This window comes from Sutcliffiella horikoshii (genome assembly GCF_021991925.1).
Taxonomy (GTDB): domain Bacteria; phylum Bacillota; class Bacilli; order Bacillales; family Bacillaceae_I; genus Sutcliffiella_A; species Sutcliffiella_A horikoshii_F.
The window spans coordinates 432328-446439 of record NZ_RXZI01000001.1 but is presented as its reverse complement, the minus strand read 5'-3'; the positions used below and the strand labels follow the sequence as shown (position 1 = coordinate 446439).

Below are 14112 nucleotides of genomic sequence, written 5' to 3'. Positions count from 1 at the left end.
TTGATTTATACCTTCCAAAAAGGATTTTTGCCCACAAAAAAAAACCAAGCTGAAAGCTCAGCTTGGTTATCCTTTACTTGTTTGGATTTGAGATTTGGAATAGGCGCAATGTGGGCAACGATACATGACATTTTGATTGGAATGTGCAGTTAGCACTTTATCCATCACTTCATCCTTCTTACACTTAGGACAATGAACTGTTGGCATCATAGAAACCACTCCTAATTATAAATGTCTTTTAAATTCATCCTTGCTGACAAATATATCTTCCTTATCTATCGCTGTCGGATTTGAAAGCACCAGTCCAATATTAGTGGTGGATGCTTTGTCATCCACGATGGTAAAAGGAATATTATGATCATTTGCAATGCGGATATATTTAGATAGATGCATGTAATCCAGATCTCCATCCAAGTACAATCGTGAAGAAGGATATCTTTTCATCAGGTCCCCGATTGGTTTATAGGGTTTTTGTTGTATAACTTGGCCATTTGTTAATGCCAGGATAATACGCTCACGCAATTGCGAAAGATATTCCCTTCTCTCACTGGGTTTGGTTTCCGGTGTTCCCTTCAAGCCCCTATCTATATAATCATCAATATTTTTACCCATATCACTCATCCTTCCCAATGGAAATAACAGGTTGTCCTGCTTTCCTTAATGGATCAGGTCAAAAATTTCAATGGCAATCATATCAATATTATCGAATTGATATGTTTTAGGTTGCTCCCCTTTTAGGAAAACTTCCAATTCATATGTATTGGTTTTATCAAAGAATTTCACACTGCATACTTTCTCGCCATTCACTTCGAAAAAGCGTTGTGCCGGCTCATTTCCAGCCTCAGATGTTTCTTTTAAATCATTTAGTCTTTTTACAATCCCTACTAATAGTGACATGTAACAACTCTCCTTCTATTCCTTCCTAACTATATCATTCACCTTGAGATGTAAGGCCATTCGTATTTTTGTACAAAACCTTTTAATTTCCGGTAAAATAGAGATAGGAATACATTTATAATAGTGTTCGAACATAACTTCTCTTTTATTGTAGTCTAAAATCACGAATAAAACATAAGAAGTTGTGAAATTTTTCTTACGAGGAGCAGTATCCATGAATATAACCGTCTACACCCAGCCGGACTGTCCGCCATGTCAAGTGGTTAAACAATTCTTAACACATCATAATATAACCTATAAAGTAATTGATATTACCGAAGACCTTCAGGCAAGAGATTATTTAGTGCATGAATTACAGTCTTTTTCCACTCCTACTGTAACAGTGAATGAGCATGTTGTAAAAGGATTTGACCTTCAACAGCTTCAGCAGCTTCTAGGTATAGAGGAATAACGGTCCAACTCTCTTTTTGCAAGAGAATACATCATACCATTAATTTATCCTGAGATGAAAGCTTTTTTAACGTTCCAATAAAAAAAGAGCACCAAGCGCTCTTTTCAGACTGTTGACAAACCCTAATAATCTTTAGATTTGTATTTAACTGTTGATCTTCGTTCCAGGCGCTTCGCTTATCCGTAGGGCGGTCCGGAAGCCTCCTCGGGCTACGCCCAGGCCACTGAAAAAGTTCATAATTTTAGAACCTGTTCCATACCGCTGTTGATTTCCGCACTAGGCTTCGCTTTCCGCGGGGCGACCTTGAGCCTCCTCGGGCTACGCCCTGCGGGGTCTCAAGAATGTCGCTATCCCCCCGCAGGGAGTCTTCGCCTATTGCTGCAATCAACAGCTAGAAAACGTAATAAAGATAAGTTTTCGGGTTTTTCAGTGGGCTCGGCTTCGCCCTGCGGGGTCTTCCCTGTACCTTCCTCCCGCGGGAGTCTTCGCGCCTTCCACTACGATCAACTTGAAAACTGCTATATATTTTCCTTTGTCTACACACTGAAAAGAGCGCCAAGCGCTCTTTTTTCATTGATTTTATCTAGCGACCATAAAAGTATTGTAATGTTTTTTTTGAAGCATTTGAGCTGCCTTCAAAGGGGCATAGAATTTATAGGAGTGATTATTGAAGGGCGGAGCAAGTACACCGAAAGTAAGCATGCGCGAAATCAACACTTTATGGTTCATGACTCCCAAGTTCATTTCTTTCTCAACACTAACGCTTACCACCCCATTAATAAAATCGGGTTCATCATAATCAAAACCCCACTCCATAACCTTCCACCCTGATTCATTTGGTAGTAACTTTACAAACTCATAGTGATCATCATAAAGACTTGGCATATCCTCGTCTGACGGAAAAAATTCATAAACGATCAGCACACCATCTTCACTTTCGATAATCTTTGTTTCATCTGTGTAGGAAAAGAAAGGAATATAGTATGCTGGAAAGTCTGTCCCATATGTAATATATCCATCCTTTTCTTCAAAGAGATGTTCCTCTAGAAAATTGTCCTGATATTCCTTTGTAAAATAAGGGGCTAATATTTCTTGGATTTCTCCCAACGTGTGATGACTTTCGCCTAATGAAAGTTGGGACTGGAACGCTTCTTGTAAAAATAATACAAAAACCTCTTCCTCCGCCTGCTCCTGGGCAGATGCTGGACTCAAACCTACAAATAAAATAGTTATGATGGCTATGATACCCGTCCAATTTTTCAGCATGGAATTCTCCTCCTCAGATGATGTGTTCTAATTGTATCAAGAACCGCAGGTGACAGGGATTGAAACCGTTCGCAAAATTAATTGGAAAACTGACAATTTATTCACTATAGTTACTACTACCCTTCTCCCCGAACACAAAACAAAAAGACCCCCTGATCATTTATTAGCGGGTCTTTTTGTGTAATCACCTTGTTGATTGAATCCCTTACGTTGTATTACCAATTCGTGTTTAGAGCAGCATAGGCGATATACATCAATATTAATACAGCTGCTACCAGATAGGCTAAAAAGACCGGATTCCTAAGCACGTGATGATCTTGAACTTTTTCACTAATGGAAGAATCTTGGGTTGTTGCCTGTGTATCTGTTTGACGCCCAATTTTATACGTATAGACCATCGCACCTGCAACAATAATTAATGCTAAGATTGCCAAAATAAAATCAAAAGAACCCATTTCACTCACCTCACCGAGCAAATTATACTCTTAAGGTAAACAAACGGATAAATTCTATTCACTTCTTATAAAAGATCTTGATTTTCATATAGATACTCATAAGAAATATCAATATATAGGAACCGATCTTGTGTGATTAAACAAGAAAAGGTCCTTACATTCTCACCTGATTCAATATCATTGTATAAGTCCGATAAGATTCCTTTTTTCTCCATGCTCATTTTCATGACATGCTCAAGAAAGTAAGGTCTCCAACTCCAATTTTTTCCATTAAAAGTCCTATCTGCTCTCCACTTCCCATTGTCTCTCAATAGATTTGAGGAAAGCTGGAATCCATTTTCATCACAAACATACATACGGAAGCTGATGTTTGAAAGTTCGTCGGCGATAGAATGCAACCATTCATCATATTCTTTGAGGTTTTGCCCTTTCAAAATGAGGGGTTGAAGCCTATTTTGAAGCATCCCGGTAAATTGGTGAATGGCATGCAATTTCCTTTTCTCATAACGAATAAACTGTTGGAATTTTTCTACAAGTATTTTCTTTGCATGGTCAATCTCAATAAAAGTCGGCCCAGGTTTATGCAGATAGAAACCCTGATAATACCTGCCTCCATTTCTCCAAGCATACTGCAGCTGGAAGGACGTTTCCATATTTTCATACAAAAGAGCAGCACCAATTTTTCTAGATAGAACGGCTAATGAGTGCAGGATATCTTGATGGGCAGTCACTTCATAAGTTTGTCTAAGAATGTCTAGATTCACCTTCAATATGTTAGGACTTAGGCGGCCAATTCTGTCCATATTTAAACCCGCATCTCCAATATTGGTAACAGAAATCTGAATGCCATACGTTTTATAGTAATTAAAAAGATGTTGCAGGTATTCATTGTCTTGATTAGAAGTCCGTTCATCCATTTCAATAACAATATTCTCTAGTTTCAAGCCTTTCGGAACATAAGAGAGAAGAAGTTCCAATAAGGATTCCCCTTGATCTTTCAAAAGAAGTTCAGCACTTTGGTTAAAAAACAATTTCAGTTCGCATTCATTGGCTAAATAGTAAGTTATTGCCTTGTTGATTAGCACCTTATCCACTTCAAGATGGTATTCTTCAGGGACCGTCGTGTCCCTGAAGAACTGTCCAAGGCTTGTCACCTCACCAGTCTCTTTCAGGTATCTCCCCAGTACTTCAAATCCGATCACTTCTTGGGCTTCAGCACTGAATATAGCTTGATAATAGGGGGTGACCCTCTCTAAGTTGGTCATGATATCAAGTGGATCCATCTTCTAACCCCCCTTTGCTTTTGTTTGAAATGATTATACCATGGCAAATAAGAAAATATGATGCCACACGTATAATAGATCAAAAATTTTAAAGGAAAGTCGTGAATCAATATAACCTTTTCGGAATTTTCAGCTCTTGTCCAATTTTGAGGCAATCTGTTCGAAGGCTGTTCAGTTTTCTTATGGAATCCTTCGATATGTCATATCTTTGCGCAATTTTCAAGATGCTATCAGACGTAACGACAGTATGAAGATAGCAGGGTACTTTTAAGTTCATCCCTACAAATACAGTATCTCCTTCCATTTGATTGGCCTTTTTTAGAGAGGCGTCATCGATGGTAAGCATTTGAGCTATGTCTTTGAGGGTTTCATCGTTTTTGACTAAATAGTTTGCCTGGGCAGGCCCTTCCATTAATTCTCTTGTAGCCCCATTTTTCTCATCTAAAACTGCAACAAGAAATTGTTGGAATTTCACTCGATAGCTCCCTACAACCGTGCCTTCAGGAAGTACGCGTTGTGCAAATTTCCTTGCTGAATCTAAGAGGCTTTTTCTTTTTGGCACATGGTGGTCATTAGGGGCATATTCGGCCGCAAATTCATAGAAAGCTTCCGTCGGATTGATAAAAACGGTCAATTCTTTGTTTTCTTCATCCCATTCATACTTATAGAAAATGCTCACTTGTTTTCCTCCTTTTTTGCTTAGTATGAACAAAACTTATATGTAAATATGAGTAAAAGCTCATGTAAGGCATCCTGATGACGATGCTTTACATGAGCTTTATAATATTGACAGCGCTTTAATTTAAAGTTCTTTTTTCCAAGATTGTTACTTTCACTAGTAAAAAGTCGGTAATTGGACTTTTTGCTGCTTACTTATTCTGATATGCACGTAGCATACTAAGTATTGTAAGGAAAAGAGCACGACAGTAAGGAATATAACGGTCGTATTAAAAATACGCAATAGCAACAAAGTTTACGAAAAGAGCCTTATTTTAAAATGGAAATGGTTGAAGCCACTGACCACCATCCATGGTGACACATTCCCCATTTATGTAGGCAGCTTTATCCGAACTTAGAAAAAATGCGAGTTCCGCGATTTCCTCGGGTGTACCAAATCGCTTCAACGGCACACTCTCGGCAACCTTTTTGGCCTCTTCCTCCGATTGCATCAACTTGTCTGCCCCACCTGTCCTTTCAATGGGACCTGGTGCAATAGCATTGACTCTGATCCCATACTTTGTCCCCCACTCAACGGCAAGCGTCCTAGTAAGGGACAGCACACCCGCTTTTGCTGCAGCGGAATGAACAACCCCTGCTCCTGCATTCCAGGCATAGGTTGCAACCATATTGATCATACTACCATTGACTTTCCGTTCCATCCAGTAGTTCCCCACTGCAGAACTGCAATAGAAAGTACCATTCAGAACAATATCAATGACAGACTTCCATCCGTTTACCGATAATTTTTCGGCAGGACATATAAAGTTTCCGGCTGCATTGTTAACGAGGACGTCAATCCTGCCAAAAGCTTCATCCGTCAGTTTGACCATCCTCTCCACATGGGCCGGTTCTCTTACATCCATCTGTATAGTCAATACTTGGCCTTCAGAACACTGAATTTCTTCCTTTGCCTGTGCAAGTCGATCTAAATCTCGACCTGTAATGACTACATTATAGTCTTCTTTCGCATACTTCATGGCCATATATTTCCCCATGCCACTGGAACCGCCGGTAATGATAACAACCTTTTTCTCCATTGTAGCCTCTCCCCCAATCCTATGTCTCTATATTATTTTAACCTAATATTCAAAATAATTGAAATGTTTTATAAGATTCCGTCAAACTTCTTCCAACATCTGTAGAATAATAGAATGAGAAATTTATATGTAAATGGTGCTATAATAGGTATGCATTTAGAATACTTCTCTTAAACAATCATTAAATATATAGATAGGTTGATAGATATGGCTAAAGTAACCCGAAGAGGTTTTTTCAAAAAAATATTTACCCTGGCTTTTACCGCTCTTTTGACAAGTGGAGTCGGCTATTATTACGCAAGATACATCGAACCCAAACAGATGAAGAAATTAAAACATACAATTACACATTCGAGTATTCCTGAAAGTTTTTCTGGTATAAAAATTGCTCAATTCTCTGATACCCATATCGGGCATCATTTTGATAAAGCCGATTTGGAAAAAGTGATTCGTAAAATAAACGAAGAGGAACCGGACATCGTAGTTTTCACAGGAGATTTAATGGACAATCCGTTGGAATATGACCGTTCTTACAATCTCATAGAAATTCTCCGAAAGGTGAAGGCCCCTTTAGGGAAATTTGCTATTTTCGGTAACCATGACCATGGGGGATATGGTACAGAAACTTATGAGGAAATCATGGAAAAATCTGAATTTACTGTCTTAAAAAATGAGAATATACAGGTGGAGTTAATAGATGGTAGCAAGATTTATATTGCAGGTGTTGATGACTTAATGCTTGGTCGACCCGACTTTCGTGAAACACTGCGTAATATCCCTGATGATGCATACACCATCCTGTTGGCACATGAAGGGGATGCAGCTGATTCCATTTCAGAGCAATTCCATGTGAACCTTCAGCTATCCGGGCATTCACATGGCGGACAAGTACAGATTCCATTTTTGGGCCCACTGATCACTCCCCCCCTCGGTTCAAAGTTTTATGAAGGATTTTATCAGTTGGATGATCTTACGCTTTATGTGAACAAAGGGCTCGGGACAACCAGGCAGCCTTATCGTTTTTTGGCTCCTCCTGAAATTAGTTTTTTCACGCTAGAAAATAAATAGGCATAGACACCATGAATAGCTCTTACATTTGGGCTATTAGGTACAAGCGCACAGCCTTCTTATCTCCCATACACTATAGGGACCCTATAAAGGAGGCGTATGTCTTATGAATCGAAACTTTCCACTTAACAGAAACGTGTCAAACAACAGATTAATTGGGGGATTTGGTTTCGGCTTTCCTTTCTTTCCGTTTTTGGGAGGATTAGCTGTAGGATCCTTACTGGCCCCAAGGCCATATTATTATCCACCACCATATCCTTATCCATATTACCCACCATATCGTCCATATCCTTATTATTATAGATAAAGGTGATAGATATAAAGCCGCTGCATCCCCTGCAACGGCTTTTTAGGATAAAATCTTTTTAGAAGAAAGTGGTGAAATGGTTGGCCATCCATATTGTTAAGGCCGGAGAAACATTGAGCTTAATTGCGCGGGATTACAGAAGAACTTTAACGGAAGTATTGGCTGTCAATCGTCTAATAAATCCCAATATCATCATCCCCGGGCAGCAGATTATCATTCCAGGCTTACCTGATGCAAATACTATTCCATACACAATTGAAATTTCCATAGCTAATAGAAGGCTTGTATTAAAAGATAAAGGAATTGTCATGAAAACATACCCTATTGCTGTTGGTAGAATGTTGTATGATACACCAGTAGGTGATTTCATCATCGTAAACCGACAACCAAACCCAGGAGGTCCTTTTGGAGCAATGTGGCTTTCCCTTTCCAAGTTATCATATGGCATCCATGGTACAAATGATCCCAGTTCCATTGGCAATGCTGTATCAAAGGGGTGTGTACGCATGTACAATCAAGATGTATTAGACTTGGCGTCCATCGTACCTAATGGGACTCGTGTGTTTATTCGCCCACAATAGATATATTCGATGTAGATTCCTATGCTGAATTGGAGCTCCTCTTCCATTTTCATTAAAGGAACAGTATAATAAGGAAAAGGAAAGGAGACTATTATGCATAAACAAAGTTATACAAATCAAAGAAAAAACGATTCCTCCATCGAATCTTCTATCGAAAACCTCTCACGTGCCATCTTTACAGTAAATCGGCATGCCAAAACCGCGCCGGATCCAAAGTTTCTCTACTCTCTTAAAAGAAAAGCCCTGGAGAAGCTTTTAACAGAAGGAAAGGCGACCAAAAAAGGTTTACACTTTTCAAGAAACCCCAAAAACAGCAGACAGCAATCCGATGTACTCGTATCGGCAGGGGAATATTTTTTTCACCTTCCACCTACTAAGGAAGACTTTGCGGAGCTTCCACACCTTGGAGAGTTAAACGACCATTACCGTAATCCCAAAGCGAATATGTCTTTGTCTGTCGCTAAGAATTTACTTCAACGGTATACAAACTTCCATCCCACAGATGGTAAGAAACAACCTCCAAAGAGACAGTATCAAAAGCCGGTATTCAAGAAACTCGGAGAAAGCTACCTCTGATAGGAATGACAAGGAGCCCAATAAATTGTTGGGCTCCTTTTCTAGGTTTTTAATAAATGCGAATCCATTAAATCTATCAACTTCGTCAATTGTGGTTTGCTGATTTGTGCATCTGCCCCAACTTGTTCCCCTTTATGTTTTAAATGCTCCGTAATCAGTGAGGAGAAGATGATGACTGGAATTTCGGATAAGGAGCTATCCTCTTTTATCCTTTTGGTAAGATGATGGCCATCCATCTGAGGCATTTCAATGTCCGTGATTAAAAGATCTATCCGTTCCTTCCCGTTTCTCACTACTCCCACCATATATTCCCATGCTTCTTTCCCATTTTCAAAGAAAAAGATCTGTTCATAGCCTGCAGCGTGTAGCGTCTCTCCCAGAAGCCTTCTTAACATCGAAGAATCTTCTGCTATCATTATTCTTTTTTCCCTTCTTGCAGGATTTTTATCATTACTGATTCTGATGCTCTCCTTATCAAGGCCTGGATAGAGATCAAACAGTATTTTTTCCACATCCACAAGAAGAATCAACTTTGATTCCAGTTTGATTACACCCGTTATATGATCTTCGAATCCTTGCTGGACAGAGGTTGGCTTTTCCATATCCGACCAGGATAGCCGATGGATTTGAGTGACATGATCCACCCTCAAGATCACCTTCATTCCATTAAATTCTGAAACGATAAACTTCTGTTCGGAATATTGGCTGAGACCGTCTATATTTAACGCCTTCCTTAAGTTTATTACTGCCAGAACTTCACCCCGTAACTCTACAATTCCCTCCACATTATAATGGGAATGTGGGATTTTAGTAATATTTACAGGCTTGATAATCTCCCTAACCTTGAGGACATTTATCCCGAAGCTAGTCGCTCCTAACATAAATTCTAAAAATTCTACTTCATTAGTACCTGAATCTAAGAGTATCTCACTTTTATTTTCCAAAACCATTACGCCCTTCCATTCCTATCAATTCTTATTCTACTAGTATTATCGGAGGAAAATATAAAGTGTTGATAGTCAAAAAGAAACACCTTGCCAATGGGCTAAGGTGTTTCTGTGTTTTAATTGAAGCTTTTCTCCAACTCATCCACTAACGAGCCGACATAAGCTACCGCTTCCTCGATTGGTGCAGCGGTTGTCATGTCTACCCCTGCTAATTGCATTAATTTCTGTGGTTTTAATGTACCACCGGCTTTCAATGCAGACAGCCAAGCATCGACTGCAGGCTTTCCTTCTTTCTCTATCTTTTTGGCTGCCGCTGTTGAAGCTGTCAGCCCTGCTGAGTAGGTGTATGGATAGAGACCCATATAATAGTGAGGTTGACGCATCCATGTTAATCCGGCGCCTTCGTCCAATACCACCGAATCTCCCCAGAAATCAGTTAAAAGATCTGTCTTCTGCTCACAAAGGACATTAGCGGTAATTGGAGTTCCCTTGTCTGCAAGGTCATATACACGTCGTTGTAGTTCACCTTCCAAAATATGTGTCACAAAATTATGATAGTATGTTCCAAGGGATTGCAGAATTACCCAGCGGCGCATCCTCTCATCATTTGGTTTGGAAAGAATATGCTGGCTTAATAACATTTCATTCATGGTGGATGGTGCTTCTACAAAATACCTGGATGGACGGGTGTTGGAAATACGTTGATAACGACCTGCTAAACGGAAATGACCTGCATGTCCCAATTCATGTGCAAGGGTATAGGCATTTCTCATGGAGTCACTCCATGTCATCAGGATATATGGATGTACTCCATATGGACTTGAACAGAAAGCTCCGGATCCTTTCCCGACATTATCCGCCAGGTCGACCCAACGATTATTCAGTCCTTCCTCCATGATTTCCATATATTCAGGACCCATTACTTCAAGTGATTCCAAAATAAGTTTGGAAGCCTCCTCATAAGTAATCTCCGGATTGAAGTCTGGGTCAAGCGGAGCCTTCAAGTCACAGAAATGCATTTTATCAAGTCCTAATACTCGCTGTTTCAATTTTGCATATCTCCGCATATGCGGAGCCAACTCTCGTTGTATGGTATCTAATTGGTTATGGTACATTTCTTTTGTTACTTGCTGGTCATGAAGAAGCATATCTGTTACAGAATCATAGTTACGTAATTTTGCTTCCACCACTTGTTTCTTCACTTCTGTCGCATAAGTTGCAGCATATGTATGCTTATACTGTTTTAATGTTTTAATATAAGAATCGTAGGCTTTTCGTCGCAGTTCCGTATTCGCCGATCCCTCGTAATTCGGAAAGGAGTTGAATGATAAAGGATATGTTTCCCCATCATCTGTTTTAAAGGAGGAAAATGTCATATCAGAGATTAAGCTTCTTTGATAAATCATATATGGAGCATTATGGACTTCACTAAAGGCGGAAAGTACTTCCTCTGCTTCTGGTGAAAGTTTATGCGGCTTTGTTTCCAATATGTCTAACAAGGTCTTTTGAAAATCAGCCAGCTCTGGCTCTTCACCAATGAAGGTTTTTATCTTATTCTCATCCAATTGAAGAATCTCAGATTGTAGGAATGAAGTGCTTGCACTGAATTTGGCTAGCATCCCACCTACTCTCGTTGAGTTTGCCTGGTTTTCAGGGTTGGTTCCATCCTCTGATTGTTTCAAGGAAGCATAAGTCATTACCCTTGCCACTCTTTCTGTTAAAGCATCCTTATCTTTAAGACATGCAAGAAGTGTTTTCGCATCAGCTACTACTCTGCCTCGATAACGTGTTACGTATGACAGATCTGTTTGGACAGCTTCCAGCTCCTTCTCCCAAGATTCTGTGGAGTCATATAAATCACTTAAGTTCCAAGTCTGATCCAATGGAACTTCTTCTCTTTTTACTGCACCTTTCATCATTTGCGCCATCTCTATTCCCTCCATTTATTTCGAAAATCGAATTATTACTTTCTATTATATACGAACCGAGTTTCCATTTGTATATTTTTTAGAAAATTATAATAAGTTGTTTCTTTCCTAAAAAAAAGACACTCCCTATTTAGGTAAGTGTCTCCTTTAAATTTGATTTACTTCATCCTTCTTGCAAAATCAACAAATCGGAACTTGTCTAATCGATGGCGCGACTCGGTATATTGAAATGGGCTTGCATCATCCAAGTGTACAATGCTTTTTACGACTACAACATGTGTTAAACCTTGCAAATCAAGGATTTCCTTATCTTCCTCTGTCGCTTCTTCCACCGTCACTTCTTTGTCGGCAAAGGCTATTTGCAATCCTACTTCTTTTTCCAAGTAGTCATAGATGGAGTGGCTACAAATTTCTTGATTAAGATAAGGAACCTGACTTTTTATAAAATAATCCTTGTCCAAAATGATGCTCTCTCCATCAACTTTCCGTGAACGAACCACTTTCCAAAGGTCTAACTCTCCCAATTTATCTTGTAAATCCGAAGATCCCACAACAGTATCCAGTTCATGTACAATGGTTTCCCAAGGTCTACCCATTTTCTCCGCCAATTCTTTAAAGCTGACCAAACCGGAAATGGGAAAGTCAAACTTATCACGATCGAGCACAACAGATCCCTTACCTCGAATTTTTTGAATATAACCGTTTTGAGCAAGCTGATTTAATGCTTTTCTAACCGTCTCTCTGGATGTATCAAAAAGCTCTAACAATTCATGTTCAGAAGGAAGTTTATCTCCGGCGACAAGCTCGTGCCGCTCTATTTTAGAGACTAGTTTTTGATAAATCACCTGATATTTATTGTTTTTCATTTTCTACCACCTACAACTATTGTAGCATTACTTTTTAAGGTGATAAACGATGGATTCGTATGGACGTAAAGAAAGCTTTTTATATTCTAGTGCAGAATCTTCATAGTTACTCAATAATATTTCCGCTCTGTATCCATCAACATCCACATCTTCCGGTAATATAAATGATGCGTTTTTACCATAATAGTTGCTAACTACAAGCAGCTTTTCATTTTCACTATTTCGGATGTAAGCAAAAATTTCTGTATGGTCACCTTCAATCAGTTGAAAATCTCCATGTGTAACGACATCATATTTTTTGCGAAGTTCTATTAATTTTTTGTAGTGGTAGAAAACCGAATCTTCGTCTTTCAATGCTACTTCCGCATTGATTTTCGGATAATTACTTGCAACACCGATCCATGGTGTACCTTTAGTAAACCCAGCATATTCTTCTGAGTTCCATTGTACTGGTGTTCTAGAATTATCACGTGATTTATGACGAAGGATTTCTAGTATTTCCTCCTCATTCATACCCTCTTCTTTTTTTAGCTTAAAAGTGTTTAACGATTCCACATCACGATAGTCGCTTATCTTGACAAACCCGGGGTTGGTCATTCCGAATTCTTCCCCCTGATAGATATAAGGAGTACCACGCATCATGTGCATGCTTGTTGCAAGCATTTTAGCGGACTTGTTGTGGTATTCTTTGTCGTCACCATAACGGGAGACAACCCGGGGCTGGTCATGATTGCACCAGAACAAGGCATTCCAGCCACCGCCTTTTTCCATTTCAATCTGCCAAGTTGAAAGGATATCTTTCAACTGTTGAAAGTCAAAGTCGGCGACAGACCACTTTTCTCCATTCGGATAATCTACTTTCAGGTGATGGAAATTGAAAGTCATGCTAAGTTCATTTCGGTCAGGACGTGTATATTTAATACAATGGTCGATCGTGGTGGAGGACATTTCCCCTACTGTCATGCTGTCATACTTAGAGAACACTTTTTCGTACATTTCATTCATGTACTCATGAACGCGAGGTCCATCTGTGTAAAATTTCCGACCATCTCCAGGCGGCACGGAGCCATCATCATCAGGAAAATCCTGATTTTTGGAAATAAGATTAATGACATCCAACCTAAAACCGTCCACTCCCTTTTCAAACCAAAAGGTCATCATGTCATAAACCTGCTTGCGTACCTCTTCATTTTCCCAGTTCAGATCCGCTTGGGTGACATCAAATAGGTGGAGGTACCATTGTTCTGTCTTCTCATCATATTGCCAAGCATTCCCTCCAAATTTGGACTCCCAGTTCGTCGGTTCACTTCCATCTTCCTTGGAATCCTTCCAAATATAAAAATCACGATATGGGTTATTTTTTTTCGCCTCTTTTGATTTTTGGAACCATTCATGCTCTGTCGAGGTATGATTTACAACAATATCCATGATCACTTTAATGCCCTTACTATGCGCTTCTGATAAAAGTTGATCGAAATCCTCCATCGTCCCATATTCTTCGTGGATGGAAAAATAGTCACTAATATCGTAGCCATTGTCTTTTTGGGGTGATTTATAAATAGGAGTCAACCAAATGACGTCGATACCTAGCTCTTTCAAGTAATCCAATTTCTCAATGATTCCTTGAATATCGCCTACACCATTTCCTGTTGTATCATTGAAGCTCTTGGGATAGATCTGATAGACGACCGATCTCTTCCACCAAGGTTCTTTTTCCATTTTTGTCATTT

17 protein-coding genes are annotated in these 14112 nt (G+C 39.4%); 5 read left to right on the top strand and 12 right to left on the bottom strand.

Going from position 1 to position 14112, the window contains the following annotated elements; translation table 11 throughout:
• Positions 1–66: 66 nt before the first annotated feature.
• Genes EKQ44_RS02140 through EKQ44_RS02130 form a run of 3 tightly spaced genes read right to left on the bottom strand, consistent with a single transcriptional unit; the run spans position 67 to position 897 of the window.
• Positions 67–210 carry a hypothetical protein gene (locus tag EKQ44_RS02140; protein ID WP_237661873.1) on the bottom strand — a complete coding sequence of 48 codons (144 nt, stop codon included), beginning with the start codon at positions 208–210 and terminating at the stop codon, positions 67–69.
• A gap of 15 nt (positions 211–225) precedes the next feature.
• Positions 226–612, bottom strand: coding sequence for a YueI family protein (locus tag EKQ44_RS02135; RefSeq protein ID WP_237661872.1), 387 nt, complete (start codon positions 610–612; stop codon positions 226–228).
• A gap of 45 nt (positions 613–657) precedes the next feature.
• Entirely contained in the window at positions 658–897 is a 240-nt protein-coding gene (locus EKQ44_RS02130) for a YkuJ family protein (RefSeq protein ID WP_237661871.1), read from the bottom strand.
• Between the two features lie 214 nt (positions 898–1111).
• Here EKQ44_RS02130 and EKQ44_RS02125 point away from each other — a divergent pair, with 214 nt between their 5' ends.
• Positions 1112–1348: a glutaredoxin domain-containing protein gene (locus tag EKQ44_RS02125; RefSeq protein ID WP_237661870.1), complete on the top strand. Its 237-nt coding sequence runs from the start codon at positions 1112–1114 to the stop codon at positions 1346–1348.
• 579 nt (positions 1349–1927) lie between these two features.
• On the opposite strand, the gene EKQ44_RS02120 is transcribed toward EKQ44_RS02125, so the two are convergent.
• The 5 genes from EKQ44_RS02120 to fadH form a co-directional block, all read right to left on the bottom strand.
• Positions 1928–2614 carry a DUF3993 domain-containing protein gene (locus EKQ44_RS02120; RefSeq protein ID WP_237661869.1) on the bottom strand — a complete coding sequence of 229 codons (687 nt, stop codon included), beginning with the start codon at positions 2612–2614 and terminating at the stop codon, positions 1928–1930.
• 215 nt (positions 2615–2829) lie between these two features.
• Entirely contained in the window at positions 2830–3090 is a 261-nt protein-coding gene (locus tag EKQ44_RS02115; protein ID WP_237661868.1) for a hypothetical protein, read from the bottom strand.
• Positions 3091–3134: 44 nt separating this feature from the next.
• Positions 3135–4352, bottom strand: a complete 1218-nt coding sequence (locus EKQ44_RS02110; protein WP_237661867.1) for an EAL domain-containing protein — start codon at positions 4350–4352, stop codon at positions 3135–3137.
• A 106-nt stretch (positions 4353–4458) separates the two neighbouring features.
• Positions 4459–5031: a LysM peptidoglycan-binding domain-containing protein gene (locus tag EKQ44_RS21535; RefSeq protein ID WP_237661866.1), complete on the bottom strand. Its 573-nt coding sequence runs from the start codon at positions 5029–5031 to the stop codon at positions 4459–4461.
• 313 nt (positions 5032–5344) lie between these two features.
• Positions 5345–6109, bottom strand: coding sequence for a 2,4-dienoyl-CoA reductase (gene fadH / locus EKQ44_RS02100; RefSeq protein WP_237661865.1), 765 nt, complete (start codon positions 6107–6109; stop codon positions 5345–5347).
• 207 nt (positions 6110–6316) lie between these two features.
• Here fadH and EKQ44_RS02095 point away from each other — a divergent pair, with 207 nt between their 5' ends.
• From EKQ44_RS02095 to EKQ44_RS02080, 4 genes are all read left to right on the top strand, one after another.
• Complete coding sequence (locus EKQ44_RS02095) at positions 6317–7177, top strand: metallophosphoesterase (protein WP_237661864.1); 861 nt, start codon at positions 6317–6319, stop codon at positions 7175–7177.
• 106 nt (positions 7178–7283) lie between these two features.
• Positions 7284–7484: a hypothetical protein gene (locus EKQ44_RS02090; protein WP_237661863.1), complete on the top strand. Its 201-nt coding sequence runs from the start codon at positions 7284–7286 to the stop codon at positions 7482–7484.
• A gap of 80 nt (positions 7485–7564) precedes the next feature.
• Positions 7565–8065, top strand: coding sequence for a L,D-transpeptidase family protein (locus EKQ44_RS02085; protein ID WP_237661862.1), 501 nt, complete (start codon positions 7565–7567; stop codon positions 8063–8065).
• A 93-nt stretch (positions 8066–8158) separates the two neighbouring features.
• A complete protein-coding gene (locus EKQ44_RS02080) occupies positions 8159–8641 on the top strand; it encodes a YkyB family protein (protein ID WP_237661861.1) in 483 nt (160 codons plus the stop codon).
• A gap of 41 nt (positions 8642–8682) precedes the next feature.
• Here the strand turns inward: EKQ44_RS02080 and EKQ44_RS02075 are convergent, their stop codons facing one another.
• The 4 genes from EKQ44_RS02075 to treC all read right to left on the bottom strand — a co-directional run bounded on the left by EKQ44_RS02075 (position 8683) and on the right by treC (position 14101).
• Positions 8683–9585 (bottom strand): chemotaxis protein, encoded by a 903-nt coding sequence (locus tag EKQ44_RS02075; RefSeq protein ID WP_269151515.1) that lies wholly within the window; start codon positions 9583–9585, stop codon positions 8683–8685.
• Positions 9586–9704: 119 nt separating this feature from the next.
• Entirely contained in the window at positions 9705–11516 is a 1812-nt protein-coding gene (gene pepF / locus EKQ44_RS02070; protein ID WP_237661859.1) for an oligoendopeptidase F, read from the bottom strand.
• A 158-nt stretch (positions 11517–11674) separates the two neighbouring features.
• Positions 11675–12382: a trehalose operon repressor gene (gene treR, locus EKQ44_RS02065; RefSeq protein WP_237661858.1), complete on the bottom strand. Its 708-nt coding sequence runs from the start codon at positions 12380–12382 to the stop codon at positions 11675–11677.
• Between the two features lie 27 nt (positions 12383–12409).
• On the bottom strand, positions 12410–14101 hold the full coding sequence (treC, locus tag EKQ44_RS02060; RefSeq protein WP_237662539.1) for an alpha,alpha-phosphotrehalase: 1692 nt from the start codon (positions 14099–14101) through the stop codon (positions 12410–12412).
• Between the last annotated feature and the right edge of the window lie 11 nt (positions 14102–14112).

Bases quoted from the DNA above. Each gene is read 5' to 3' on its own strand.
- EKQ44_RS02090 (WP_237661863.1), top strand. From the start codon at position 7,284: ATGAATCGAAACTTTCCACTTAACAGAAACGTGTCAAACAACAGATTA.
- pepF (WP_237661859.1), bottom strand. From the start codon at position 11,516: ATGGCGCAAATGATGAAAGGTGCAGTAAAAAGAGAAGAAGTTCCATTG.
- EKQ44_RS02125 (WP_237661870.1), top strand. From the start codon at position 1,112: ATGAATATAACCGTCTACACCCAGCCGGACTGTCCGCCATGTCAAGTG.
- treR (WP_237661858.1), bottom strand. From the start codon at position 12,382: ATGAAAAACAATAAATATCAGGTGATTTATCAAAAACTAGTCTCTAAA.
- EKQ44_RS02095 (WP_237661864.1), top strand. From the start codon at position 6,317: ATGGCTAAAGTAACCCGAAGAGGTTTTTTCAAAAAAATATTTACCCTG.
- EKQ44_RS02130 (WP_237661871.1), bottom strand. From the start codon at position 897: ATGTCACTATTAGTAGGGATTGTAAAAAGACTAAATGATTTAAAAGAA.
- EKQ44_RS02080 (WP_237661861.1), top strand. From the start codon at position 8,159: ATGCATAAACAAAGTTATACAAATCAAAGAAAAAACGATTCCTCCATC.
- EKQ44_RS02120 (WP_237661869.1), bottom strand. From the start codon at position 2,614: ATGCTGAAAAATTGGACGGGTATCATAGCCATCATAACTATTTTATTT.
- EKQ44_RS02135 (WP_237661872.1), bottom strand. From the start codon at position 612: ATGGGTAAAAATATTGATGATTATATAGATAGGGGCTTGAAGGGAACA.
- EKQ44_RS02110 (WP_237661867.1), bottom strand. From the start codon at position 4,352: ATGGATCCACTTGATATCATGACCAACTTAGAGAGGGTCACCCCCTAT.
- EKQ44_RS02140 (WP_237661873.1), bottom strand. From the start codon at position 210: ATGATGCCAACAGTTCATTGTCCTAAGTGTAAGAAGGATGAAGTGATG.
- treC (WP_237662539.1), bottom strand. From the start codon at position 14,101: ATGGAAAAAGAACCTTGGTGGAAGAGATCGGTCGTCTATCAGATCTAT.
- fadH (WP_237661865.1), bottom strand. From the start codon at position 6,109: ATGGAGAAAAAGGTTGTTATCATTACCGGCGGTTCCAGTGGCATGGGG.